Origin of the sequence: Flexivirga alba (genome assembly GCF_042661025.1) — a bacterium.
Classification (GTDB): Bacteria; Actinomycetota; Actinomycetes; order Actinomycetales; family Dermatophilaceae; genus Flexivirga; species Flexivirga alba.
Window position 1 is genome coordinate 173,001 of sequence record NZ_JBHSWH010000001.1, and the last position, 24,890, is coordinate 197,890.

A 24,890-nucleotide genomic window follows, 5' to 3' on the forward strand; every position below is an offset into this window, starting at 1 on the left:
TGTCCAGCAACAATGCACCGCACCCCACTAGAGTTGACTGTTCCGGATGGCACGGGCGCCATCGTCGGCAACGCAGGACGGAGGCCGGGCATGACAACCGCTAGCTTCGCCGATGTGCCGGTGTCCGGGACCGCCGCCGGCCTGGTCAAATTCCAAGCGCCCGAGATCGTCTTCGGTCCCGGAGCGCTCGCTGAAGCCGGCTACTGCGCGTTGCGACTCGGCGCACGTCGCCCAATGGTGGTCACCGACGAAGGCATCATCGAGGTCGGCTGGGCTTCCGCCCTCGTGACCCATCTGCACGAAGCCGGCCTGACGCCGATCGTGGTGTCCGGCGTCACACCCAACCCGAAGGAACACGAGGTCGCCGCGGCATACACCCGGTATGTCGAAGAGGCCTGCGATGTCGTCGTCGCGATCGGTGGCGGCTCGGCCATGGACGCCGCGAAAGGCGTGGCGATCCTGGCCGGCAACGGCGGCCGGATTCTCGATTACGGCGGCGTCGATCAGGTGCAGGAGCGCATTCCGCCGATGCTGATGGTCCCCACGACATCGGGCACCGGGGCCGACGTCAGCCAGTTCTGCATCGTGACGGACACCACCCGACACGTGAAGGTGACGATCATGGGCCGCGCACTGGTGCCGGACATCTCGATCACCGACCCGCGACTCCTTGTCACGATGCCCGAGTGGCTCAACGCCGCAACGGGTTTGGACGCGCTGACACACGGGATCGAAGCGTTCGTGTCTCGCGCCCACAACCCACTGGCCGACGTCCACGCCCTCAGCGCGGTCGGACTGGTCAACCAGCACCTGACCCACACCGTGCACGATCCGGCCGACGACGCGTCCCGGGTCGGTATGGCGCAGGCGAGCCTCAACGCCGGCCTTGCCTTCAGCAACGCCATCCTCGGCGCGACACATGCGATGAGTCACCAAGTCGGCGGTCTCCTCGACGCCCCGCACGGTGTCATCAACGGCATCCTCCTGCCGCACGTGATTCGCTACAACGCGAAGAGCTCACCCGACCGATTCATCGAGATAGCAGCACGATTCGGCATCGAAGCCGCCGCGGACGAGCCAGGCGATCAAGTGGCCGACCGACTTGCCGAGCGGGTCCGCGAGCTGGCCGACGCGGTCGGTGTGCCGCGGTCGCTCAGTGCGATCGGGATGACTGAGAGCGACGTCGACCTGCTGTCCCGCAACTCGCTCGACGACGCCTGCATCACCACCAATCCGAGGCATTCGGAGGCAGCCGACATCGCCCGCATCTTCCGCGAGGCCTTGTGAGCCAGATGGTTCGTTCCTCGTCCGCACACCGCAGAGTTTGCGCTGGTCAGAGTCCATGAGCACCGACCCGACCGACGACTTCTCCCGGCTGACCGGCGTCCGCACCGGGAAGAACTCGTACTACCCGGCGTTCGTGCGATCCAGCCGCCGAATGCAACGCACGGTCCGGGCGATGGATCGCATCTCCAGCGTGGTGGTCCGTACGGTCGAGGGGCCTCGTGGCGTGCTCGAGGAGGTGGGCCGGGCCGCGGCTGGTCACCTGGAGGCGCGCTGGGCCCTGCTCGCACTGAGCGACGAGCACCTGCGCGGCGCTCGACCGCGGTTCGTGGCGATCGGGCCCGGTGGGAGGAGCCATGACAAGTCCGCCGACCTACCGGAAGACGTTGCCGCGGAACTACTCGTCATACGATCCGGCGAGCGGTCGATAGGCGCCCTGCAAGACGGCTGGCTCCGCGCGCCGATGAATCTCGAGGGTCGCCAGATCGGTGCGCTGTCGGTGCGACCGGGGCTCGGCGAGGAGCCCGAGCCCGAGGATCTTGCCGTCCTGCGCATCCTGGCGAATCAGGCGGCGGTTTCGCTGCACACCTCCGAGCAGTACCAGGCCGGCGTGACCCTGCACCGGCGCGCGCAGCGACTCAACCGGGCGGCCGAGCTCCAGGCACGCGATCTGGCCGCGCGCACGGCCCAGCTGCAGGAGGCTGAGAAGCAGCTGGCGGTCGCCACACAGCGCGAGATCGTCGGCGGCGAACGCCACCGCATCGCACGCGAACTCCACGACAGCGTCACCCAATACGTCCTCTCCGCGGGTATGGCGGTCGAGGTTGCCCGCGGGGAGGCGGAGGATCGCGAGCTGGGTGAGATGGTCGAGCGGCTGGCGCGCGCCAAGGCCTTCACCCAGACGGCGGTGCAGCAGCTGCGGACCGCGATCTACGCACTCGACCAGCCCATCGGCGAGGCAGCTGCGTCGTTGGAGGAACTGATCGGACAGGTTGTCGCGCACCACCGACCGACGCTGGATGTCCGGGTCATTGCGGAAGGCCCGGTGACGGACATTTCGGCAGCGGCCGGTCTGGATCTGGCGCGGTCTGTCGGCGAGGCTCTCTTCAACATCGCGGCGCACGCTCGTGCCACCCGAGTGGTCGTCCGATTGCGTTACCGTCCAACGTCTTTGACCGTTTCGGTCTCCGACGACGGGTGCGGCGACCCGAAGGCGTTGCGCCGTATGCTCCGGCTCGAGCAACGTGCGGTCGGCGACGGCCGGCACCGTGGGCTGGCGAACATGGACGACCGGATCCACTCGCTCGGCGGCACGCTCACCTTCCGGCGATCACGCCTGGGCGGCGTACGCATCGTGCTGCACCTGCCGCTCCCGGTGCCCACCCAGTCGCAGGAGATGCCATGACCGCAGCAGACTGGCAGATCCAAGTCATGCTCGTCGACGACCATGCGATCGTCCGGCAGGGCCTGCGCTCCATCCTGGAGCGGGACGCCCAGATCAAGGTGATCGCTGAGGCAGCATCCAGTGGCGAATGCCTCGCGCTGATGGACCGGGCGACCCCCGATGTGCTCCTGCTCGACCTCAAGTTGTCGACCTCGAGTGACACCGAGGGTCTGGATCTGGCGCGCGAGATCGCCGATCGGCACCCGAAGGTAGCCATCCTGGTGTTGACAACATTCCTCAACGAGGACCTGGTGAAGCAGGCCGTTCAGGCCGGCGCGAAGGGGTATGTCGTCAAGGACGTGGACACCGATGCACTGATGCGCGCCATACACGACGTGAGCAGGGGTGAGTCGGCGTTCGACGCACGCAGCGCCGCCGCGATGGTCCGCAGCATGCAGGCGCCGGCACCCGAGACCACGCCCGGCCTGTCGCCGCGAGAGTTGGAGGTCCTGCGACATCTGGCAAGAGGACTGTCCAACAAGGAGATCGGCAAGCGGCTCTACGTCGGCGAGACGACCGCGAAATTCCACGTCGGCAACATCCTGCGCAAACTCGAGGTGTCCAGCCGAGCAGAAGCCGTCTACGAGGCCAGCAAGCGAAAGCTGCTGTGAATGCGCGTTATTCAGTCCTATCGAGAATGAGCCAACCACCGTGGTGTTCGTAGACCTGCCAGTTCCAGTCCTGGACGGCAACGCGCGCCCACGCGCGCAGGTCGTCGAGTGTGAGACTGCGCAGGTGCCCGAACTGCTGTGCTGGCTCCTCCTCGAACGGCACCGCGATGACGACCCGCTTGCGGGCGACTCGGCAGGCCTCCTGGATGATCTCTGTCGCCGTGTCGTCCGGCACGTGCTCCAGCAGGTGTATGGCGAGCACCGTGTCGCAACTGTCTCCGGGTGTGGTGACCCGCGCCGCATCGGCGACGAGCGTGTGCACCGGTAGGTCGAGCAGGTTGCTCATGTCCCGCAGCAGGTGCACCGATCCCTCGGACAGGTCGCTGGCGGTGACTTCGAGTCCGGACCGGGCGAGGCGCAGGGCCTGGAAGCCGAAACAGGTCCCGAGTTCGTGCACGGAGGTGCCACGCACCACCTGCTGGACATGCGCGTGGACGGGTGCGTATGCCGTGATCGACCCACGTCCGCTGGGCGCTGCGATCTCGTCGTCGATGCGGCGAATCGTGTTGCGGTAGAAGTTCAACCACGCCTGTTGCGGAGCCTCCGCACACGTCAGGACGATGCCGACCAGTAGTTCCTCGAAGAGTTCCGGACCACGGACCCACCCGGCGTCGAAGAGCTCCTCGCTGAGGTATCCGGAGATGTCGTCATTGACGTCCTCCGGTGCCAGGTCGTGTTCGAGCAGTAATCCGGTGCCGACCCGTCCGACATCGAAATGCGCGGTTCGGGCGATGCCGAGTCGGCGCCGGTCCTTCAGGGGCCGGCGCCTGACGGTGACTGTCCCCGTTCGATAGACACCGCCGGGGCACGGTCGATAGGCGTCCAACTCCATCTCGTCGACACCGCTCACGCCGGTCCCCGACTCCGTCGGGTCCCGGCGTTCGCCTGCGTCCTTGGTCGCTCGCTGCGCTCGCTCACTGCGCCCCCTCGGCCATGGTGTGCGAGAACTCGCGGAGCTGACGCAGGTTTCGCACGACCTCGACCTTGTCACAGTGCTCGGCATACAGCGGCAGGTCGCACCGTCCCAGCTGCCACGAGTAACGCGGCTCCGGCGTCAGCCAGACCACCGAGCGGGCGCGCCGGGCGATCTCGGCGAACGTCTCGATCGCGGGATCCTTGCCGTTGCCGCGTCCGTCGCCGACCACGATGACGGTCGTGCGGTGGTTGAGCGAAGAGCCGTACTCGTCGAGGAACCCGCGCAGCGACGAGCCGTAGTCGGAGTCGGCATCGACCTCGATCTTTCCGCCGTCGGACTTGCCGGCCATGATCCGGGACAGCGCCTGCTGCACGTGGTGATCGGCGAAAAGCGATGTGATCTCGGCACATTCGTCGACGAACGCGAATGACCGTACCTGCGAGGCGATCGACTGCAGGCTGTGCACGAGGTGCAGCGCGAACGCCGAGGTCGCGCGCACCGACAGCGAGACGTCGCAGAGTATGACGAGCCGGGGCCGATCCTCACGTCTGCTGACGAGCACCGGGCGGAACGGCACTCCGTCATACCGCATGTTGGTGCGCATGGTCCGGCGACTGTCGATCACCCCTGTGCCCGAGACGTGCCGCCGCGGTCGAGGCGCCCCGCGCAAGCTGTGCAAGAGCCGTCGCAATGCGTCCTCGAACGCGATGCGTTCGGACTCCTCGATGACGTCCGCCCGGGACGCCCGAATCTCGCGTTCCTCGACCTCCTGTTGCTCGCTGAGCAGCCCCTCCAGATGCTGCCGTAGCTGCTCCGGCAGGGCCGCCAGGAGCGGCGCGAGACGTTCGCGCAGGGCGGCCAGATCCGGATCGACGTCCGGTTCGTCGCCGTCCTCGTCCGGCTCACCGAGCCAGTTGAGCAGGGCCATCTCCTCGGCCACGGACAGCTCGGCGTCGATCTGCAGGCCGGGACTCTTGGTGAGCCGGCCGGGGGTGCCGGGATTGTGCAACCGGTTGGTGCTGATCTGCACCCGCGCCGCCTCGCCCGCGGACACCTTGCCGTCCTTGGACACGATGATCTCGTCGGTCATCGATGCCATGTCGAGCTTGTTGGCCTCCTGGTGGAGGTTGTACTGCTGCGCGAGGTCCTCGGGTTTGAAGTAGTCCTTGATGTCCTTGGGTGCATCGTGGGAGTGGCCGTCCTGTGGTGTGTCCGAGAGCTCGTCGGACAGGGTGAACTCCTGCAGGTCGCCCTCGTCACTGAGGTCGTCGTGCGCGTGCCCGTGCTCCTCGGGCGTGGTGACGACGGCCTGCAAGCGGAAGAACCGGTCGAAGACGTCGTCGAAGATCTCCAGGTCCCGTCGGTCCTTGACCAGTGAGACCGCGAGCGCCGACCGCAGGACCTCACGGTCCGTCACGATTCCGGGTCGCGACACGGCCGCCACCGCATCGAGTGCCTCCGCGACGCTGATCCGTAGGCCGTGCAACCGCAGGAACCGGATGAACCGGTGCAGTGTGCCGTCCACTGGACGTCCTCCCTCAGACCGGGCGCTTGCGGGCGGAGCCACGGGCGAAGGAGCGGCTGCCCTGGCCAGGCTTCACCGCGCGCGGTGGTGCTGCCTTCGCAGTGGGTGAGCCGTAATAGGCGTCGTCATGCCGGCCGGGTTTGTCCTTGTCGGCTCGCGCCTGTCGGCCCTCGGCATCCGCGTCCTGCGTGGAATCGTGGCTGTGGTCGTGGTCGTGTCCGTGCCCGTGCCCGTGCCCGTGCCCGTGCGAAAGTGACTCGGGCACTTCGGTGTTCGGGTCCAGCAGCCGAGGGATCTGCTGGGTCGCCAGTGCCAGGTCGCGTTCGTACTTCATCACGACGTTCATCGTGTCGGCGAGAATCGCCGGCGAGAGCTCCTCGACGCCGAGGACCGCGAGTGTCCTTGCCCAGTCGATGGTTTCGGAGATGCTCGGTGACTTGCGCAGGTCGAGGGTGCGCAGGTGCCGGACGACCTCGACGAGCTGATCGGCGACGGCACCGGCCAACCCGGTCTCCTTGGACCGGATGATCGCCAGCTCCCGCTCGGCGTCGGGATAGTTGAGGAAGAGATGCAGGCAGCGACGCTTCAAAGCGGCCGAAAGGTCCCGAGTGTTGTTGGAGGTGAGTATGACGATCGGGGTCGTCCGGGCGACGAAGGTTCCGATCTCCGGCACGGACACCTGGTACTCGGCGAGCAACTCCAACAGGACGGCCTCCAGTGCCTCGTCGGCGCGGTCGACCTCGTCCACTAGCAGGACGACCGGCTCGGTGGACTGCACCGCCTCGAGCAACGGCCGTGGAGCGAGGAATCGCTCGGAGAAGAAGACGTTGTCCTGCGCGGCGATCTTCTCGATCGCGGCGTCCAGGCCCACGGTGTCGGCGATGATGTCGCCGATCTTCTCCCGCAACATCTGTGTGTAGAGCAGTTGCTTGCCGTAGTCCCACTCGTACAGCGCCTTGGTCTCGTCCTGACCCTCGTAGCACTGCAGTCGCAGCAGTCGCCGGCCGGTCGCGAGGGCGACACTCTGCGCCAGCTGTGTCTTGCCGACGCCCGCGGGGCCTTCGAGCAGCAAGGGTTTGCCCAATGCGCTCTGCAGGAATGCCGTCGTCGCCAGCCGGTCGTCGGTGAGATAGCCGACAGCGTGCAGGCGTTCGCGGGCATCGTCGACTGAGGCGAAGTCGGGATTCGGGTCTTTCGGGTCGCTGCGGTCGACATGGCTGGGCTGACGGGTTGTGGGTGTCGTCACGGGCTGCTCCTCGGGCTCTGCGTCGGATGGTGCGCCGCCCGCGACCGGCAAGATGCTCGGTCGCGGGCAGCGTGTGCGGCGTACCTGCTCTCAGCTGAGCAGGTCGTCGAGGTCGCCGTTGAAACAGTGCTCGACAACAGGGCGCACCGTCTCGAACGTGCACTCCTTGGCGTTGCCGGGCGTGCACGCGTCGCCGAGGACGTGGTTGGTCACGTTGTCGATGTCCGTCTTGTTGCCCTTGATGACCCCGCGCTCCTCGTAGTACTTCGTCGGGCCTTCACCGAGGCGATTCTTGGAGTAGCTGTCCTTGGTGACGTCGGTGAACTTCTCGGTGATGCCGACGTCCCGCAGCAGCCGGATCGCGGCCTCGAGCGCGGCGTCGGCGGCCTGCACGTCCGACATACCGTAGGTGTCGACGCCCATGACGGAGGCCATGTCGGCGAATCGCTTGTAGTGGGTCGGCATGTTGAACGCCCAGACGCGCGGCAGCGCGATCGCGTTGTTCAGGCCGTGATGGGTGTCGTAGAACGCGCTGATCGCGTGCGAGATCGAGTGGATGATGCCGAGACCGCCGGAGTTGAACGCCTGCGCTGCGATGTACTGCGCATACATCATGCCCTCGCGGCCCGCCAGGTCCTGTCCGTTCCAGGTCGCCTGCCGCAGGTGCTGGGCGGTGAGCTGTACGGCGCGCAGGGCGTTACCGAGCGACGGCTCGAAGTTGAGGCGGGAGACGTAGGGCTCGCTCGCGTGCGCGAGGACGTCGAAGCCACACTGTGCGGTGTAGTCGGTGGGCAGGTCGTAGTAGAGGACCGGGTCGTCGATCGCCAGGGTCGTGACCGAGGCGTCGTCGAAGGCCACGTACTTGTGCGGCTGCTTCGGGTCGGTCGTGGTGTCGGTGATGACGTACGCCCACGACGTCTCCGAGCCGGTGCCGGCGGTGGTCGACACGGCGATGTGCGGAGGGTTCTTGGGGTTCTCGCTCTTGTTGAAACCCTCGAATTCGTTGACGTTGCGGCCGTCGTGGGCAACCGAGATGCGTGCACCCTTGCAGGCGTCGTGCGACGAACCGCCTCCGATGGAGACGAACGAGTCACACTTGTTGTCCTGGTAGAGCGACACGGCGTCCATGACGTTGTAGTCCTTGGGATTGGACTCGACCTTGTCGTAGACGACGACTTCCAGGCCGTGATACTTCATCGACTCCACGATCTTGTGCACGACATCCGTGCCGCGTAGCCCGGAGGTCATCACCAGGGTCTTCTTGAAACCGGCCTTCAGTGCCTCCGGACCGATCATCTCGTGCGCGCCGGGGCCCATCAGTGCCCTGGGGAAGGGATGAAACTCCTTGATCGGGAACGGTTTCAGCAACTCATCAACTTGCATGGGTCCTCCTCGGTGAGGGATGGGCGCGGGAGCGCAATCGGGCGTGTGCCGACACCTTTCGACGGTAGGAATGTGACCCAGGTCTCGTCACCGGCCTTTCGGTCCGCACTCGCTCACCTTCCGAGGAGGCCGTGTCCTACCGGATCGGGCAGGGCTACCCGATCCGGTAGGTGTACGCCGCCCGGGCGGTGAGTGCGTGGTGAGCGCGCGACTTCCTACCGTGAGACGAGGCGCCGAACCGGCGCTCGCGCACCGGCACCGGCCGGCAGCGTCATACCTGCGACGAAAGGAGCCAGCCATGGCCATCGAGGAACTTGAGCGCAACACCGTGGAGCGGGCCGACGCGAACGTCGAGTTGGATGTGAACGAGGTCGTCGCCGACGACCTGGTCGAGGACGTGTCGATCGACGGAATGTGCGGCGTCTACTGATGTTGGAGGAGGCTGCCCGGCCGAAGGCCGGCCGAGAAGAGCAGCGGCTGAGTCGAAGATGAGGGACGACTTTTCGGCTCAGGCATGGGAGCTGAACGGTTCGGTGGCGCTGCGTCCCGAGTCGTTCGGCGCCCTGGCCTACGACTTCACGACGCGACGCCTGTCGTTCCTGAAGGACCCCGCTCTGGTGGACGTGGTTCGTCACCTGAGTGAACACCCGAATATCACGGAAGTGCTTGACAGTGTTGGAGTTTCGGACGAAGACCGCCCGCGATTCCACGCCGCTCTCGAGCGACTCGCCGACCAACATCTCATCGTGAAGAGGCAATCCGCATGACTGCAGTCGCCGAGCGCCCGGCACCGACCCGCCTGGTGGACCACTTCGAGTACGGGCTCGACGCACCGATCTGTCTGACCTGGGAGCTGACCTACGCCTGCAACCTGGCGTGTGTGCACTGCCTCTCGTCGTCCGGGCGTCGTGATCCGCGGGAACTCACGACCGATGAGTGCAAGGCACTGATCGACGAATTCGAACGGATGCAGATCTTCTACATCAACATTGGCGGCGGCGAGCCCACGGTGCGGCCGGACTTCTGGGAGTTGCTCGACTATGCCGTCGCGCATCACGTCGGAGTCAAGTTCTCCACCAACGGTTTTCGCATCACCAAGGAACGCGCCGAACGCCTCGCAGCCACCGACTACGTCGATGTCCAGGTGTCGCTGGACGGCGCAACGCCGGAGGTCAACGACCCGATCCGCGGCGCCGGGACGTATGACGCGGCGATCCGCGCGATGGACAACCTGCGCGACGCCGGCATGAAGGACTTCAAGCTGTCCGTGGTCTGCACTCGTGAAAACATCTCGCAGCTCGACGAATTCAAAGCCATCGCCGATGACCACGGTGCACAGTTGCGCCTGACGCGGCTACGTCCGGCAGGGCGTGGAGCGGACGTCTGGCAGGACCTGCACCCGTTGCCCCACCAGCAGCGGGAGCTCTACGACTGGCTGGTTGCCAATGGCGAGAACGTTCTGACCGGCGACTCCTTCTTCCACCTGTCCGCGTTCGGCGACGCACTGCCCGGGCTGAACCTGTGCGGTGCGGGTCGGGTGGTGTGCCTGGTCGACCCGGTCGGGGACGTCTATGCGTGCCCGTTCGCCATACACGAGAATTTTCTGGCGGGGTCGGTCCGCGATGCCGGTTTCCAGCACGTATGGCGCGAGGCCGAGCTCTTCCGGTCGCTGCGCGAGCCGCAGACCGGCGGTGCGTGTGCCTCGTGCTCGGCATACGACTCGTGCCGCGGTGGCTGTATGGCGGCCAAGTTCTTCACGGGTATGCCGCTCGACGGGCCGGATCCGGAGTGCGTCAAGGGCAACGCCGAGTTCGTGACCGTCGGGGAGCGACCGGCACCCTCGCAGGATCACTCACACAAGGGCACGGTCCGTAACGCGCCCGTGCCCGTGAAGATCGGGCGACGCCCGCCGACGACGATGTGCGACGAAAGCCCGGTGAACCCAGGGGACTTCGTGGTGGGATGACCGATCTCGGTGATGCGACGAGTGCCGGTGCCGCGCGGGCCGGCGTGGTGCTGGTGCCGCTCGGCAGCGTGGAGCAGCACGGGCCACACCTGCCGCTGTCGACGGACTCCCACATTGCCCGAGAGGTGTGCCAGCGGGTGGCGGAACAGCTTGTCGAGCAAGGTGTTTCGGCGACGGTGGCGCCGTGCCTGGAGTACGGATCAAGCGGTGAGCACGAAGGCTTCGCGGGGACGATATCGATCGGCGGGGACGCGTTGCGTCACGTCCTCGTCGAGCTGGTGCGCTCTGCCCGGCGATGGGCCGACCGGATCGTGCTGGTGTCCGGCCACGGCGGCAACGTCGGTGCGCTGGCCGAAGCCGTCCGGTTGCTGCGGTTCGAGGCGCCAACGGTCGCGTGGACGACGTGTGCCGAGCAGGACTTCGACGCACACGCCGGCCACGCCGAGACCTCGATGATGTTGGCGATCGAGCCAGGGTCCGTTCAGCTGGAGCGAGCCGCAGTCGGCAACACCACTCCTGCGGCCGAACTGTGGCCGAGGATGAAATCCTCTGGAATTGAGGCAGTTTCGCCCAATGGTGTCCTGGGCGATCCGCGCAACGCGACGGCGATGGACGGTGAGCGCATGCTCGGCGCACTCGCCGCTCGCATCGCCGACCAGATCCAGGACGGCGCGGTCGCCGAGAGCGGCTCGTTCCTGCGCGCGTCGACGGCCGTCCGATGACGCGGATGGTGCTCCTCGGCGGTGGCGGCCGGGGCATGGGCGCGGCGACTGCACGGTTGCTCGCCGAGCGTGGCGACCGGGTCGTCGTGCTGGACGCCTTCGACACGGTGGACGATTTCTATCCGTTGGCCGATGAGGCGGATCGTGTTGCGCTGCAAAGCATTTCCGGTATCGAGACGATGTCGGTGGACCTGCGTGACGGCGCAGCGACGATCGCCGCGGTCAGGTCGGTGATCCAGCGTCATGGTCACGTCGATGCGGCGGTCGCGTTCGCCGGGGCCGTGACCGGAGGTCAACCGTTGTGGGAGACGGACGAGGAGACGCTGGAGAAGTCGATCGCGTTCAACACCCTCACGACCTGGCACCTGGCGCGAGCGGTCGTGCCACACCTCTTGTCCCGACCGGCAGAGGCCTTGCCCACCTTCGTGGCGCTGACCAGCGTTGCCGGCGAGAAGGGCCTCTACGGGTTGGCGCCATACGTCGTTGCGAAGCACGCGACGGCCGGGATCGTCCGAGCGCTCGCCGCGGACCTGGTCGGAACGTCCGTGACCGCGTGTGGTGTCGCACCGGGCTCCACCGACACGACGATGCTGCGGCAGACCGCGGCGGCATACGGGCTGACCGACGTGCACGATCTGGTGCAGCACCAGCACGGAAAGCGGCCGCTCCGACCCGAGGAACTGGCGCACGTCGTGGTGTTCGCGCTCGGCGCCGGGCCGGTGCTGCACGGGGCGATCCTGCCGGCCGATGCAGGATTCGGTCGTGTCTGAATCCGACCGATTGCCAGATGGTTTCGAGGTCAAGCTCGGTGCCTGGACCCATCGGTGCACCGACGGCCGCACGTTGTACGGCGACGCCGGTACCCTCCTCCGGCTACGCCCGGCGGCGGTCGAGCGCATCGATGCCAACGGTGTTGTGCGTGTCGAGGACCCGACGTCCCGCACGCTGGCAAGACTCCTCCTGGACCGCGGGATGGCCGAGCCGCGATGGCCCGACTCGGTGCCGCCCTTCCGCACGGACGACATCACGCTCGTCATACCGGTGCGTGACCGGGCGGCTGCGGTGGATCGGTTGCTGGCGAACTGCGACGGGGTCCGCGCCGTCGTCGTCGATGACGGCTCGCTCGACCCGGACGAACTGAACGCGGTGTGTGAACGACACGGCGCGCGCTACATGCGGCACACACAGTCGCGCGGCCCGGCCGCGGCTCGCAACACCGGCCTTGGCCAGGTGCACACGGAGTTGGTCGCGTTCGTCGACTCCGACGTGGTGCTGGACGCGGGCACGCTCGCCGTGTTGCGACGACATTTCACCGATCCGAAGGTCGGACTGGTGGCGCCGAGGATCCTCGGACTGGTCGAGGGCGGCAGTGCCCTGCACCGCTACGAGGCGGCGTGCTCGTCCCTCGACCTCGGCGATCAGCCGGCGCTCGTCCGTCCGCATGCGAGGGTCTCCTACGTCCCCAGTGCGGCGATGCTGGCGCGAAAGTCCGCACTGGGCAACGGTTTCGACGAGTCGATGCAGGTGGCCGAGGACGTCGATCTGGTATGGCGGATGGCCTCTCGATGGTCAGTGCGCTACGAGCCGAACGCGCAGGTCCGACACGAACACCGGGCCCGGTTCCGTGAGTGGTTCGGACGCAAGCTGCTCTACGGCACGGGCGCCGCACCACTCGCCATACGACACGGATCAGCCGTCGCGCCGGCAGTGCTGACGCCGTGGACTGCCGCGGTGACTGTCGCCCTCCTCGCCCAGCGCCGATGGAGTCCCCTGCTGGTCGCGGGCGCAACGGCTGCCTTGTGGCGCGGGCTGAGGCAGCGCTTCGCCACCGCCGACGATCCTGCAGGCTCTGCCACCGCCCTGACGAAGGTCGCGATGCGTTCCAGCCTCGAACAGACCGCGACGATCGTCACCCGGCACTACGTGCCGCTGACGCTGGGGCTCGTACCCTTCTCCAAGCGAGCCCGCCGGGCGTATGTGGCCTCCGCGGTCCTGGCCGGTCTCGTCGCCCACCGACGCAAGCGACCCGCGCTGGACCCGGTGCGCTTCATCGCGCTCCGTACGCTCGACGATCTCGCCTACGGGCTGGGCCTCTGGTGGGGCGCCCTCGCCGCACGCTCGCCGGAGGCGCTCATCCCCCTGGTACGCCGCGGGATCCGCCCTGGTCAACGCGATGCCGAAGCACGGTCCGAACGACCGGGCTGACCGCACCTCGCACCCGACCTGCGAGCGGACGTGCAGCGCTCCGGTAGCATGCTTCCAGTGCGGGCTCCTACTTCGAACGGTCATCCGGTCGATCGGGCGCTGGCACTCCGGGCACGGCGTGACGGTGCAGCAACTCACCCAATCTGGTGATCTTGCTGCTGCTGTTCGTTCCGGTCCTTGCCCCCGTAGCTCAGGGGATAGAGCACCGCTCTCCTAAAGCGGGTGTCGCATGTTCGAATCATGCCGGGGGCACTGTATTTCCACAGAGCACGCATCATGCCGCGGTTCGTGGGTCCTCAGGCGGGAAGAACAGCCGCCACAGCGGGAAGAGCCCGAGTACCGAGGTGGCCAGCGACGCGATCCCGGTCGGCTGCTTGAGATACACCGCGAGGTAACCGAGCAGCGGCAGCCGGGTCTGTTCGACGCCCTGCACCATGCGCGGCGAGATGGTCCACACGTCTGCCGTGCGGTTGCCGTCGCCCTTGGCGTGTATGCCGGTGTCGGCGACGCTGGTGATCCGGTGGGTCACCAGGTCAGGTCTGGCGGAGTGCCGGAAGGTGATGATGTCGCCCGTCGGGAAGTGGTGCGGCGCCGCGGGCCGGTCGATGATCAGATCACCGGGCACGAGCGTAGGTGTCATCGAGCCCGTGTGTATGACGTACGCCCGGTATCCCTGCTGCCAGCGGGCGACCCCGACCGCAATGACCCCGAGGAAGAGCAGCGCAACGGACGCCCAGGCGATGCGGCGGCGGATGTGCACAGGTGACTCCTCACGTTCGGGTACGCGTTGGTGGGACGAGCCGCGTCCGTCCCACCAACCCGTTGGAGACGGGTGCGGTTACCAGGTTGCTCCGGGCGCGATACCCGGCTGGGTCGCGACGATCTTGAACCCGACGTTCGCCCACGGCACATTCTGCGTCGTTGCCCTACCGGTGATGCGCCCTACGGGTGATGCCGAACGTGACGGTGGCGTTGGCTGTCGACCCAGGGGGTTCAACCCAGTGAAATCTATCGTCGTCGAACCGTGGTACAGCGGCAGGCTTCCGGACGAACCCGAGAGGTTGCCACTGGCGCTGTCGGTCAAATCGGCCCCGGTGCCTGAGGACGCGGCGGCCACGAGTGCCGCGGAAATGCCCACTGCGCCAACGAAACCGATGAGTCGAACGCTTATTCATGGAAGTCCCCAGCTACTGAAAGGAGTGACCGGCGGCTTGTGTCGCGGGGCGCGATGAACATTAGGTTCCAATGGTTCGGCACGCGCCCACTTCGCTAGTACCGTCTGGCTGCAACAGATATTTCCTGCAAGATGCTCCGGTGTGGGCCGAACACGGTGTAGCCGCAGTAGCGTGCACGACCGTTTACCCGCGACTCTCCTACCCGCGAGGTAAGGCACCGGCGAACCACCCGGTGATGGTGGCCGGATGCGTGATCGCGGTGCCGACCACCACCGTGAAAGCACCGGCATCGATCGCGGCGCGAGCTTGCGCCGGGGTGTGTACGCGCCCCTCACAGACCACCGGCACCTCGAGCGCCGACGCCAACTGCTCGACGAGCTGCAGGTTCGGGCCCTCGGTCTTGGTCGTGTATGGCGTGTAACCCGCCAGCGTTGTCCCGACCAGATCCGCGCCGGCGTCAGCGGCGGCGCGCCCCTCGTCCAGCGTGGAGCAGTCCGCCATCACCAAAACGCCTGTGCGCCGGTGTAATTCGCTGATTATCTCGGCAACGGTTCTACCATCGGGGCGCTCCTGTGCCGTGCCGTCGATGGCGACGATCTCGACCCCCGTCTCCGCGACGGCCAGCGCGTGCTCCAGCGTCGGAGTGATGTAGACCGGCGCGTCACCGTCCTTCCAGAGACCGATCACCGGCAGGTCGACCTGCTGATGGATCAGTCGCAGGTCGTCCAGCCCCTGCGCTCGTATGGCGGCGGCACCTCCGCGCGCAGCGGACAGCGCCACCCGGGCCATCGTCCGCGGATCGCGCATCGGCTCGCCCGGGTATGCCTGACACGACACGATCAACCTGCCGCGCAGACTCTCGATCACGTTGTTGCTCAACGGCATTCCTTCCGCACGGGGTCAGTGTTCAGGATCAGGCTCGCTGCGCCCGCAAGGGCGGCGTCACCCCGAGTTGGCTGCGGGACACCCGCACGTCTTCGGTCGCCGGCAACAACTGCTCGTGCAGCGCCCGCTCCATCGGACCCCACCACTGCTCGCCGGCTCCGACGACTCCCCCGCCGATCACTACTGTGTCAGGGTCCAGGAGATTCACCGTTCCACCGACCGCGGCGCCGAGCGCCTCGGCCCCTGGGTGAGCACCTCTCGTGCACAAGTGGATCCGGCGTCGGCGTCCTGCACGATCTGCTGCACCGTACGCACCTGTCGCCCGATCCGTTCGCTGTATGACGCCGCCAGTGCCGGCCCCGCTGCGATCGCCTCCAGGTGACCCACGCGGCCGCAAACGCACGGGCGACCCTCGGCCGCGGCCGCCGGGATGTGCCCGAGGTGGCCCGCCACCTCGTGCGCGCCGAACAGCACGTCGCCCCCGCGGAGGAACGACGCACCGACGCCGGTGCCCACCGCCACCATCAGCAGTGATTCCGCATCGGCGCCGGCACCGATCCAGGCCTCGCCCAGCGCATGCGCGTGCACGTCATTCACCACGCGCACGGGCAACCCGGTCGCGTCCGAGATCCGCTCTCGCACAGGCGTTCCGGCCCAGTCGTGCAGCACCTTCGTGGCCGATCGCGCCACTCCCGACCGATGATCGATCACCCCGGCCGACCCGACGCCCACGCCGAGCGGCCGAGTGCCGTCCGCGACAACGTTGATCAGTCTGAGCACTGTCGCCAGAATTGCGTCGGGTCCGTCGGATCCAGGCGTCCCTTCGGTGGCCCGACCGATCACCTGCCCATCGGTGTCGACCAGCGCGGCAACGGTCTTGGTCCCACCGATGTCGACACCGACCGCGACGCCCGACCGGTGAGTCCTCATCGCCGGACGTCGAGTCCGGCAAGCTCCAATTGCTCACGCACGCGGCCGGTTTCGGCGTCGTCGAAGGTTCGCATCGGCAGGGAGACGGTCGGCGAGTCGATGACTCCCAACAGGTGCAGCGCGGTCTTGAAGGCACCGACGCCACGGGTGGCGCCCGCTGTCGTCGCCGGGTCCGGCGCATCGACGATCCTGAAGAGCCGGCCGAGCCGTTCCTGCTCGGTTCGTGCGCCGGCCCAGTCCTGTTTGTCGGCATACGAATGCAGGCGGACGTAGCCGGCCGGGTCGACGTTGCCCAGCCCGGGCACGGACCCCGACGCGCCGGCGAGCAGCATTCCGTCGACGACCAACTCGTGCCCGGTCAACAGCGAGAAGCCGGCGTCCTGCTGGTCGTCCAGTCCGATCCGCAGCTGCCGGAAGGCGACATCGTCGCCGCTGGAGTCCTTGACCCCGGCCAGCACGCCCTCGGCAGCCAGCCGCAGCAGCATGTCCAGCGGCAGCTTGCGGCCGACGCACACCGGGATGTCGTAGGCCAGCACGGGAAGCGAGGATGCCGCCGATACCGCGCGCAGGTGCCGCTCGATCTCGTACGGTCCGACGATCACGTAGAACGGTGCGGTGACCACTGTCGCGTCCGCACCGAGTCGTTCGGCCGCGCGCACCCGGTCCAGCACCCGCGGGGTGGCCGGCTCGATGCAGCCGGCCATGACGGGCACGGCACCGGCCGCGGTGCGCACGATGACGTCCAGCGCCATATCGCGCTGCGCATCGGTGAGGAAGACCGTCTCGCCGGAGCTGCCGAGCGCGAAGAGACCGTCGACACCACCGTCGAGCAGGTACTGGACGAGCCGCTCGAGCGAGCTCCGGTCAACCTGTCCGTCCTCGGTCAGCGGGGTGACGACGGGCGGGATGACACCGGTGTAGGTGGACACGATTTACGCTCCTTGCGCAGTTGCCCCGCGGTTGTCGGCGGTAGCCTCGCGCAGCAATTCTGTTGTGGTGGTTGTTGATTCGATCGGGTGATAGCAGCGGATCGAGTGGTTGTCGGCGACCTCGTCATACGCCGGCATCGTGGTGGCGCAGACGTCATCCGCCCGCCAGCAGCGGGTGCGGAACGGGCAGCCACTCGGTGGTGCCGACGCTGACGGAACGGACCCGCCCAGCGGGATCGGGTCCGTGGGGTGCAGCAGGCTCGGTGCTGCCGAGAAAAGCGCCCGCGTGTAGGGGTGCCGTCCGTCGTCGGGGAGCCCAGCTGCGGGAGCCTGCTCGACGATGCGCCCCAGATACATGCTGATGACCCGGTCACTCACCCGCTTCACGGTCTGAATGTCGTGTGACACGAAGACCATTGCCAGGTTGAGCTCACGCTTGAGGTCGAGCAACAGGTTCAGGATCTGGGCCCGGACCGACACGTCCAGCGCGCTCGTCGGCTCGTCGGCCACGACGAGCGAGGGGTCGAGTGCCAGTGCCCGTGCGATCGAGACGCGCTGGCGCTGACCGCCGGAGAGCGACGTCGGCAACGCATCTGCGAGCGAGCTCGGCAGGCCGACGAGATCCATCAGCTCCCGCACCCGCACGGCCCGCTCCGCCGAGGACTTCCAGCGGTGCACGTCCAGCGGATCCCGGATGATCTCCGACACCGGCATACGTCGGTTCAGCGACCCGGACGGATCCTGGAAGATCATGCCGACACCTCGCCCGAGCACGGCCCGCCGTTCGCGGGTCGACATCGACCAGACGTCCTTGCCCTCCCACAAGAGCGCACCGTCGGTGGGGCGCTGCAGCCCGACGAGGACCCTCGCGAGTGTCGATTTGCCGCAACCGGATTCGCCGACAATGCCGACCGTGGTACCCGCTTCGATCGAGATGTCGGCACCGGTCAGCGCGTAGACGTGACCGCTGCCGAAGAAGCCGCCACTGCGGATCCGGTGCACGACGTGCAGGTCCTTGCCCTCGAGCAGCGGGGAGTCATTCATGAGATGCCGCCTTCACCAGATCGGGAGTGGAGACCTGCTCGGTCACCGCGTGATGACACGCGGACCGGTGACTGTCCGGGTTGACGCCGTGGACCAGCATGTCCGGCACCTCGTCGTGACAGATCGAGGTCGCCGCCGGACAACGGTCCGCGAACCGGCAGCCCGCCGGGAAATCGGCCGGCGACGGCACCGTCCCGCGAATCTGGGTGAGCCGTTCGGCACCCGCCTCCAGGGACAGCACCGAGCCCAGCAACCCGCGGGAGTAGTGGTGTTGAGGCTGCTCCACCACGTCGGCGGCGACGCCGTCCTCGACGATCCGGCCGCCATACATGACGGCGACGCGGTCGCACACCTCGCTGACCAGCGCCAGGTCGTGGCTGACCAGGATGAGCGCGAAGCCGTATTCCGCGCGCAACCGGAGCAGCAGCTCGATGACCTGTGCTTGCACGGTGACGTCGAGCGCGGTGGTCGGCTCGTCGGCGATGATCAGCTTGGCGTCACGGGCCAACGCCATCGCGATGACGACGCGCTGCCGCTGACCACCCGACAGTTCGTGCGGGTATGACGACAGCGTCCGCTGCGCGTCCAGCCCGACCAGGCCCATCAGCTCCTCGGCGGACCGCGTGCCGTCACGCCGAATGATTTGTCGCAGTTGGGCTTTGACGGTCATCGCGGGGTTCAGCGCCGAGAGCGCGTCCTGATAGACCATCGCGATGTCGCGGCCCATCAGAGCACGACGTCGACCCGGCTTCATGCCGACCAGTTCCTTGCCGTCGAAGGCCATCGAACCGGTGACGTGCGCGCCCTTGGGCAACAGACCCATGATCGCGAGTGAGGTCAACGACTTTCCGCTGCCGGACTCGCCGACCAGGCCGAGCACTTCGCCGGGCCGCACCGCGAGATCGACACCGTCCACGATGGCCACCCCGCGATGCCGCTCGGGGAAGTCGATGCGCAGATCGCGCACCGTCAGGATCGGCTCGGCCTCCGGCCGCGGACGGGCGCTCGCACGCAGCCGCTCGGCGGCGATCGCCAGTCCCGGCAGCGCCTCCGCGGGAGCGCCGCCACCGGCGGCGCTTTCCTCGGCCTCGATCTCGGCCGGTCCGGTCGATGCACTTCCGCGAGCCGCGGGCGCCGCCCAGGCGTCCGAGATGCCTTCGGACAACACGTTGAGGCACAGCACGGTCACCAGGATGAGAAGTCCGGGGAAGAACGTCGCCCACCAGCCACCGGCCTGCAGGATCTGCTGGCCGTAGGCGATGACCGAGCCCCACGACGACTGCGCCGCCTGACCGGGCAGGCCACCACCGATGAAGGACAGCGATGCCTCGAAGATGATCGAGTCGGCGACCATCACCGTGGTGAACACCATGACCGGTGCCGCGCAGTTGCGCATCACGTGCCGCCGCAGGATGTGGAAGCGGCGGGCACCGATGACCTGCTCCGCGGCCACGTAGTCCTCGCCGTACTGCGAGAGCACGTTGGCCCGAACCACCCGGGCGATGGACGGTGTGAAGACGAAACCGATCGCCAGGATCAACACCGACAACTTGTCCTTGCCGTAGGCGACGACGAGCACCGCCGCCAGCGCGATCGCCGGAAAGGCCATCACGATGTCCAGCAGCCGCATGATGATCTCGTCGACCACCTTGCGGCTGGTCGCAGCGACCGCGCCGAGCAGCGACCCGAAGATGAGGGCGAACGCAGCTGCCCCGAAGCCGACCTCGAGCGAGCGTCGGGTGCCGGCGATCAATCGGGAGAAGATGTCTCGGCCGGACGCGTCGAGACCGAACCAGTAGTCACCGTTCGGGCCGGTGCCCACGGCATCGAGTCCGGTCTGCGTCGGGTCGTGCGGCGTGAGCAACCCGCTGAAGATCGCCACCAGGATCAGCAAACCCACGAAGCAGAGCGCGATGCGGGACGGAATGCCGAGGCGGGACAGGCTCATGGACCGGGTGCCCGGGTTGTCCGACAGCTTGCGGGTCAGGCCCGCGCGATATCCAGCCATCAGTGGCCTCCTCGCAGTCTCGGGTTGGCGACCATGTAGAGCAGGTCGACGACCAGATTGATGACGACGAAGCAGCCGGCGATGACCAGGATGGTGCCCTGCGCCAGGGACGTGTCGTTCGTCGTCACCGCCTGCATGACCAGCGTTCCCATGCCCGGCAACTGGAAGATCGCCTCGATGATGATGGTGCCGCCGAGCAGGTAGCCCACCCGCAGTCCGAGGACCGTCAGCGGGTTGACCAGCGCGTTGCGCAGCACGTTCCGCCCGACCACGACGTATGGCGGCAGACCCGCGCCGTATGCCGTGCGCACGTAGTCCTTGTCCAGTTCCTCCACCATCGAGGTCCGCACGATCCGGGCGAGCGAGCATCCGACGGGCAACGCCAGCGACACCGCCGGCATCGCCATGGCTTTCAGGAAGCCGCCGAAGTCGTCACCGGGGTTGACGTACCCGGCGTTCGGGAGCCAGGACCGGCTGATCGCGAACTGCTGAATCAACAACAGTGCCAACCAGAATGACGGGATCGAGATGCCTGCCATCGAGATGACGCGCACTGCGTGGTCAGGCCACTTGTCGCGGTAGAGGGCCGCGGCGATGCCGAGCACCATCGCGAGGACGAATGCCAGGAGCACACCCAGCGCCGTCAGCTCGAGGGTGACCGGCAACGCCTCCCCGACCAGGCCCGACACCGACTTGTTCAGCGACTGCGTCGTACCCAGGTTGCCGGTCAGCAGGTCGCCGATGAAGTGGACGAACTGCACCGGCGGCGACTTGTCGAGACCGTGTTCGTGGTTGTACTGCGCAATCTGCTGCTTACTCGCGCCGTCGCCGAGCGCGGAGACCGCGGAATTCACCGGCGACAACCGCATGATGACGAAGACGAACAGTGCGATGCCGAGCAGTAGCGGGATCAGCGTCAGTATTCGCCGGAAGATCAGGCTCAGGACGCGAGCCATGCGAACACCTCCTCGAGTGGGACCTGGTCAGGAATGATGGACGGTGCCTCAGGCCGGCTTGGCCTTGAGGAAGTACAGGCCCGTGGTGGCGACCGGTTCGAAGTCGGTCAGCTTCTTGTCGTCCCACCCGGTGACCATCTTGGTGTGCACCACCGGGTAGAGCGGCACGTCGTCGGCGATGAAGTCGATCGCCTGCTGCCACAACGCTTTCTGCTTGGTCTTGTCGGACTCCTTGGCGGCCTCGTCCAGCCATCCGGCCACCTTCTGCGCCGACGCCTTCGACCAGCGGAAGCGCTCGGTGGGCCAGGTCGCGCCGTAGTAGAACCAGCGCAGCAAGAGGTCGACGTCCACGCCATACACGGTCGGGTCACCCGAGGCCAGCAAGACCTGGAAGTTGGACTTGGAGACCAGTCCGTCGGGCGCCGGTGCGTATACCGCGGAGGACGGCGACGTGTTCAGCTTCGCCGACACACCCACCTGCTTCCACGCGTCGATGATCAGCGGCGCCGTCGATGCAACCGCCCCGGCGTCGGTGGTGACCAGCTCGATCGAAAGGTTCGACACGCCGGCCTCCGCGAGCAGCTTCTTGGCCTTCGCCGGGTCGTGGTTGTAGACGGTCGACGCCTTCTGGAAGTCCGGGTTGCCCTCGTCCAGGTAGCTCTCGGCGGCCGAGGCGTACCCCTGGAAGGCCGTCTTGATGATGGCGTCGGTGTCGAGGGCGTAGTGCAGCGCCTGCCGAACTCGCTTGTCGTCGAAGGGTTTTGCCGCGCAGTTGAACATCAGGAAGATCTGGTTGAAGGCTTGCTTGGCCTCGACCTGCTTGCTCTTCTGCAGCTGCTTGACGTTGACGAAGGGCACCGCCTCGATCGCCTGGGAGCGGCCGCTCTGCAGGTCTGCGATGCGGGTGGAATCCTGCGTGGTCGTGTGCCAGACCATCTTGGAAGCCTTGGCCTGGTACTGACCGTTGTAGTGCTTGTTGGTCGAGAAGGTCAGGCCACTGTTCGGATCGGCCGAGTCCAGCACCCACGGGCCGGAGCCGATCGGCTTGTCGCCGAACGTCTTGGCCTGCGCGGCTGTCTTGGTTTGGGCCTTGGGCACGATCTTGATGACCGAGATGCGGGTCGGGAAGAGCGGGAACGGCTCCTTGAGGGTGAACTCCGCCGTCGTTGTGCCGGTGGCCTTCACCGACTTGATGAACGAGATGAACTGCGACATCAGCATCGTCGGATCCAGCGCGCGGGTGAATGACCACGCAATGTCCTCGCCGGTCACGGTGGAGCCATCGGAGAACTTCGCACCGTCACGCAGTTCCACGGTCCAGGTCAGCCCGTCGGCGCTTGCCTTGGGCTGTGCCTTCGCCAGCGCGAGGTAGGGCTGCCGGGAGGCCGGGTCGAGGTCGATCAGCGCCTCGAAGACGTGCTGGTTCGCGGCGGTCGCCACCGCACTGGAGTGATTGGCGGGGTCGAGCGTGCCGGACAGTTGGAAGGCGAGAGTCGCAGCGATGGTCGACGATCCGCCCTTGCCGCCACCTCCGCCGCTGCCGGACGTTCCACTGGACGGCCCGCAGGCGCTGACCGTCGCCGCGATTCCCGCTGCGGCTCCGAGAACACTGGTGTATTTCAAAAATTGCCGCCGCGAAGCGCCGGTGAGTCCGGCAGGATCGAGCGGTGAGTTCTTGTGGGACACGGCGGCCTCCAGGTTGCTAAGTGGTGAATGGAAGGGACCATACAAGACATCAGACGTCTGATGTTGAGATACGGTGACTTCAGTGCAGAAAATTTGAGGGAGGTCGCACATGAGCAACGCTGACGGGCGACCACGGACTGCCCAGTTGCAGGTCGTGGAGCAGATCAAGAGCTACATCCAGGACCGCCGCCTGAGGGCCGGCGACCCGCTTCCTACGGAGCCGGAGCTGATGAGCGCCATCGGCGCGAGTCGCTCCAGCGTCCGCGAGGCGATCCGGACGCTCAGCGCGCTCGACATCGTCGAGGTCCGTCACGGCCACGGCACCTTCGTGGGCAGCCTGTCGCTCAGTGCAATGGTCGAAAGCCTCGCCTTCCGGTCGCTCCTGGGCACCACGTCCGATTACCGCGTTCTCTCCGACGTCGTGTCGATCCGGCAGCTGATGGAGCAAGGCTTCGCGGGGATGATCATCGACGGGCTGGACGACGACCAGCGCGGCAAGCTCGCCGATCTCGCCCAGCAGATGTGCGTCCTTGCCGATCGCGGCAAGCCGTATGTCGAGCAGGACCGCGCCTTCCACCTGCTGTTGCTGCAGCCGATCGGCAACGATCTCGTGGTGCAACTGACCGGGGCGTTCTGGGAGGTGCAGTCCCGCGTCGGAACGACCCTCGACGTCAGCGATCGCAGTTGGCAGCGCACTGCACACGCCCACGTGGAGATCGTCGATGCCGCCGCCGCGCACGACCTCGAGCGGCTCCAGACAGCGATCGAGGAACACTACGCCCCGGTCAAGGAACAGATCGTCAAACTCGCAGCGCTCGCCGCCGACACCGACCCGCTGCCCACCGCCGAGGAGCCGGCCGGTGCCTGAGTTCGACCTGCCACTCGACCGACTCGAGAGTTACCTGCCCGACAGGCGCGAACCGCAGGACTGGCAAAGCTTTTGGGACATCACGCTCGCCGAGACCCGCGCGCACGACCTCGCCGTCGAGTCACGCCCGGCAGCGGCATACCTGCCGAACGTCATCACCAGCGACATGTCGTTCGCCGGCTTCGGCGGCCATCGGATCAACGCCTGGCACATCCGACCCCGGGCCGATGTGCAGGGCACCGTCGTGCAGTTCCTCGGGTATGGCGACGGGCGTGGCACTCCCCTGGACTGGCTCGGCTGGCCGGCCGCGGGTTTCGCGACGCTGGTCATGGACACCCGCGGCCAGGGCGCCCGTGCGCGCCGGGCAGGCAACACCGGCGATCCGGCGGGCAGCAACTCGCCGTACGTCGAGGGGTTCCTCACCCAGGGGATCCTCGACCCGCACGACTACTTCTACCGGCGCGTATTCGCCGACGCCGTCCGGGCTATCGAGGCCGCGCTCACGCTCGACGGCACCGACCCGGAGCACCTCGCGGTTGCGGGCGCCAGCCAGGGCGGCGCGATCGCACTGGCGGCCACTGCTCTGGCCGGCGACCTGGTGCGGGCGTCGGTTATCGGCGTTCCCTTCCTCGCGGACGTGCGTCGTGCGGTGCGCGTCACTGAGGAGCGTCCCTACTTCGAGCTGCTGGCTTTCCTCGGCACCCACCGCTCCGAGGCCGAAACCGCTTTGCGGACAATGGATTACGTCGATGGCATCACGCTGGCCGCCCATGCCACCGCGCCCGCGAAGTTCTCGATCGCGCTGATGGACACCATCTGCCCACCGTCCGGCGGTTTCGGCGTCTACAACCATTACGCCGGGCCAAAACAGGTCGACGTCCACCCCTACAACAACCACGAGGGTGGCGAGGCGGACGATCAGGTCGCCGCCGTCGAGTGGCTGCAGGGCCTCTGGAGCTGACCGGCCGAGCGGCGTCGACCGCCTGTCGAAACCGGTGACGCCGAATCCACACCGCGCACTCTCGCGGCGCTACGGTCCTTAAACAT

At 67.1% G+C, this 24,890-nt stretch carries 24 protein-coding genes and 1 tRNA gene; 12 read left to right on the plus strand and 13 right to left on the minus strand.

What is annotated here, in order from left to right; translation table 11 throughout:
- The first annotated feature begins 90 nt into the window (after positions 1 to 90).
- Genes ACFQDH_RS00790 through ACFQDH_RS00800 form a run of 3 tightly spaced genes read left to right on the plus strand, consistent with a single transcriptional unit; the run spans position 91 to position 3,339 of the window.
- Positions 91 to 1,287 (plus strand): iron-containing alcohol dehydrogenase, encoded by a 1,197-nt coding sequence (locus tag ACFQDH_RS00790; protein WP_382397554.1) that lies wholly within the window; start codon positions 91 to 93, stop codon positions 1,285 to 1,287.
- A 55-nt stretch (positions 1,288 to 1,342) separates the two neighbouring features.
- Positions 1,343 to 2,689 (plus strand): MadS family sensor histidine kinase, encoded by a 1,347-nt coding sequence (locus ACFQDH_RS00795; RefSeq protein ID WP_382397556.1) that lies wholly within the window; start codon positions 1,343 to 1,345, stop codon positions 2,687 to 2,689.
- On the plus strand, positions 2,686 to 3,339 hold the full coding sequence (locus ACFQDH_RS00800) for a MadR family response regulator transcription factor (RefSeq protein ID WP_382397558.1): 654 nt from the start codon (positions 2,686 to 2,688) through the stop codon (positions 3,337 to 3,339). The genes ACFQDH_RS00795 and ACFQDH_RS00800 overlap by 4 nt, the downstream gene beginning before the upstream one ends.
- A 7-nt stretch (positions 3,340 to 3,346) precedes the next feature.
- Here ACFQDH_RS00800 and mftM read toward each other — a convergent pair whose 3' ends face one another.
- The 4 genes from mftM to mdo all read right to left on the minus strand — a co-directional run bounded on the left by mftM (position 3,347) and on the right by mdo (position 8,469).
- On the minus strand, positions 3,347 to 4,249 hold the full coding sequence (gene mftM / locus ACFQDH_RS00805) for a mycofactocin oligosaccharide methyltransferase MftM (RefSeq protein WP_382397560.1): 903 nt from the start codon (positions 4,247 to 4,249) through the stop codon (positions 3,347 to 3,349).
- Between the two features lie 64 nt (positions 4,250 to 4,313).
- The gene (locus ACFQDH_RS00810; protein ID WP_382397562.1) at positions 4,314 to 5,840 is read right to left on the minus strand and encodes a VWA domain-containing protein; all 1,527 of its coding nucleotides are present in this window, start codon (positions 5,838 to 5,840) and stop codon (positions 4,314 to 4,316) included.
- 13 nt (positions 5,841 to 5,853) lie between these two features.
- Positions 5,854 to 7,086: an AAA family ATPase gene (locus tag ACFQDH_RS00815; protein ID WP_382397564.1), complete on the minus strand. Its 1,233-nt coding sequence runs from the start codon at positions 7,084 to 7,086 to the stop codon at positions 5,854 to 5,856.
- A 90-nt stretch (positions 7,087 to 7,176) separates the two neighbouring features.
- Positions 7,177 to 8,469, minus strand: coding sequence for an NDMA-dependent methanol dehydrogenase (gene mdo / locus ACFQDH_RS00820; RefSeq protein ID WP_382397566.1), 1,293 nt, complete (start codon positions 8,467 to 8,469; stop codon positions 7,177 to 7,179).
- A gap of 298 nt (positions 8,470 to 8,767) precedes the next feature.
- Between mdo and mftA the strand changes: the two genes are divergently transcribed.
- From mftA to ACFQDH_RS00855, 7 genes are all read left to right on the plus strand, one after another.
- On the plus strand, positions 8,768 to 8,899 hold the full coding sequence (gene mftA, locus ACFQDH_RS00825) for a mycofactocin precursor MftA (RefSeq protein WP_382397568.1): 132 nt from the start codon (positions 8,768 to 8,770) through the stop codon (positions 8,897 to 8,899).
- A 58-nt stretch (positions 8,900 to 8,957) separates the two neighbouring features.
- On the plus strand, positions 8,958 to 9,236 hold the full coding sequence (gene mftB / locus ACFQDH_RS00830) for a mycofactocin biosynthesis chaperone MftB (RefSeq protein ID WP_382397570.1): 279 nt from the start codon (positions 8,958 to 8,960) through the stop codon (positions 9,234 to 9,236).
- Entirely contained in the window at positions 9,233 to 10,435 is a 1,203-nt protein-coding gene (mftC, locus tag ACFQDH_RS00835) for a mycofactocin radical SAM maturase (RefSeq protein WP_382397572.1), read from the plus strand. Before mftB ends, mftC begins: the two co-directional genes overlap by 4 nt.
- Positions 10,432 to 11,157, plus strand: a complete 726-nt coding sequence (gene mftE / locus ACFQDH_RS00840) for a mycofactocin biosynthesis peptidyl-dipeptidase MftE (RefSeq protein ID WP_382397574.1) — start codon at positions 10,432 to 10,434, stop codon at positions 11,155 to 11,157. The genes mftC and mftE overlap by 4 nt, the downstream gene beginning before the upstream one ends.
- Positions 11,154 to 11,927 (plus strand): mycofactocin-coupled SDR family oxidoreductase, encoded by a 774-nt coding sequence (locus ACFQDH_RS00845; protein ID WP_382397576.1) that lies wholly within the window; start codon positions 11,154 to 11,156, stop codon positions 11,925 to 11,927. Before mftE ends, ACFQDH_RS00845 begins: the two co-directional genes overlap by 4 nt.
- Positions 11,920 to 13,362, plus strand: a complete 1,443-nt coding sequence (mftF, locus tag ACFQDH_RS00850; protein ID WP_382397578.1) for a mycofactocin biosynthesis glycosyltransferase MftF — start codon at positions 11,920 to 11,922, stop codon at positions 13,360 to 13,362. Before ACFQDH_RS00845 ends, mftF begins: the two co-directional genes overlap by 8 nt.
- A gap of 179 nt (positions 13,363 to 13,541) precedes the next feature.
- Positions 13,542 to 13,614, plus strand: a tRNA-Arg gene (locus ACFQDH_RS00855).
- Positions 13,615 to 13,636: 22 nt separating this feature from the next.
- Here the strand turns inward: ACFQDH_RS00855 and ACFQDH_RS00860 are convergent.
- The 9 genes from ACFQDH_RS00860 to ACFQDH_RS00900 all read right to left on the minus strand — a co-directional run bounded on the left by ACFQDH_RS00860 (position 13,637) and on the right by ACFQDH_RS00900 (position 22,975).
- Positions 13,637 to 14,122, minus strand: coding sequence for a signal peptidase I (locus ACFQDH_RS00860; protein WP_382397580.1), 486 nt, complete (start codon positions 14,120 to 14,122; stop codon positions 13,637 to 13,639).
- Positions 14,123 to 14,735: 613 nt separating this feature from the next.
- The gene (locus ACFQDH_RS00865; protein WP_382397582.1) at positions 14,736 to 15,422 is read right to left on the minus strand and encodes an N-acetylmannosamine-6-phosphate 2-epimerase; all 687 of its coding nucleotides are present in this window, start codon (positions 15,420 to 15,422) and stop codon (positions 14,736 to 14,738) included.
- Between the two features lie 28 nt (positions 15,423 to 15,450).
- Positions 15,451 to 15,630: a hypothetical protein gene (locus tag ACFQDH_RS00870; protein WP_382397584.1), complete on the minus strand. Its 180-nt coding sequence runs from the start codon at positions 15,628 to 15,630 to the stop codon at positions 15,451 to 15,453.
- Positions 15,627 to 16,352 (minus strand): ROK family protein, encoded by a 726-nt coding sequence (locus ACFQDH_RS00875; RefSeq protein ID WP_382397586.1) that lies wholly within the window; start codon positions 16,350 to 16,352, stop codon positions 15,627 to 15,629. Before ACFQDH_RS00875 ends, ACFQDH_RS00870 begins: the two co-directional genes overlap by 4 nt.
- Positions 16,349 to 17,281 carry a dihydrodipicolinate synthase family protein gene (locus tag ACFQDH_RS00880; RefSeq protein ID WP_382397588.1) on the minus strand — a complete coding sequence of 311 codons (933 nt, stop codon included), beginning with the start codon at positions 17,279 to 17,281 and terminating at the stop codon, positions 16,349 to 16,351. The genes ACFQDH_RS00875 and ACFQDH_RS00880 overlap by 4 nt, the downstream gene beginning before the upstream one ends.
- Before the next feature lie 3 nt (positions 17,282 to 17,284).
- The gene (locus ACFQDH_RS00885; RefSeq protein WP_382397590.1) at positions 17,285 to 18,325 is read right to left on the minus strand and encodes an ABC transporter ATP-binding protein; all 1,041 of its coding nucleotides are present in this window, start codon (positions 18,323 to 18,325) and stop codon (positions 17,285 to 17,287) included.
- Positions 18,318 to 20,333: a dipeptide/oligopeptide/nickel ABC transporter permease/ATP-binding protein gene (locus ACFQDH_RS00890; protein WP_382397592.1), complete on the minus strand. Its 2,016-nt coding sequence runs from the start codon at positions 20,331 to 20,333 to the stop codon at positions 18,318 to 18,320. The genes ACFQDH_RS00885 and ACFQDH_RS00890 overlap by 8 nt, the downstream gene beginning before the upstream one ends.
- Positions 20,333 to 21,289 carry an ABC transporter permease gene (locus ACFQDH_RS00895; protein ID WP_382397594.1) on the minus strand — a complete coding sequence of 319 codons (957 nt, stop codon included), beginning with the start codon at positions 21,287 to 21,289 and terminating at the stop codon, positions 20,333 to 20,335. Before ACFQDH_RS00895 ends, ACFQDH_RS00890 begins: the two co-directional genes overlap by 1 nt.
- A 48-nt stretch (positions 21,290 to 21,337) precedes the next feature.
- Complete coding sequence (locus ACFQDH_RS00900) at positions 21,338 to 22,975, minus strand: ABC transporter substrate-binding protein (protein WP_382397596.1); 1,638 nt, start codon at positions 22,973 to 22,975, stop codon at positions 21,338 to 21,340.
- A gap of 109 nt (positions 22,976 to 23,084) precedes the next feature.
- Between ACFQDH_RS00900 and ACFQDH_RS00905 the strand changes: the two genes are divergently transcribed.
- A complete protein-coding gene (locus tag ACFQDH_RS00905) occupies positions 23,085 to 23,843 on the plus strand; it encodes a FadR/GntR family transcriptional regulator (protein WP_382397598.1) in 759 nt (252 codons plus the stop codon).
- Positions 23,836 to 24,804, plus strand: a complete 969-nt coding sequence (locus ACFQDH_RS00910; protein WP_382397600.1) for an acetylxylan esterase — start codon at positions 23,836 to 23,838, stop codon at positions 24,802 to 24,804. The genes ACFQDH_RS00905 and ACFQDH_RS00910 overlap by 8 nt, the downstream gene beginning before the upstream one ends.
- Positions 24,805 to 24,890 lie beyond the last annotated feature (86 nt).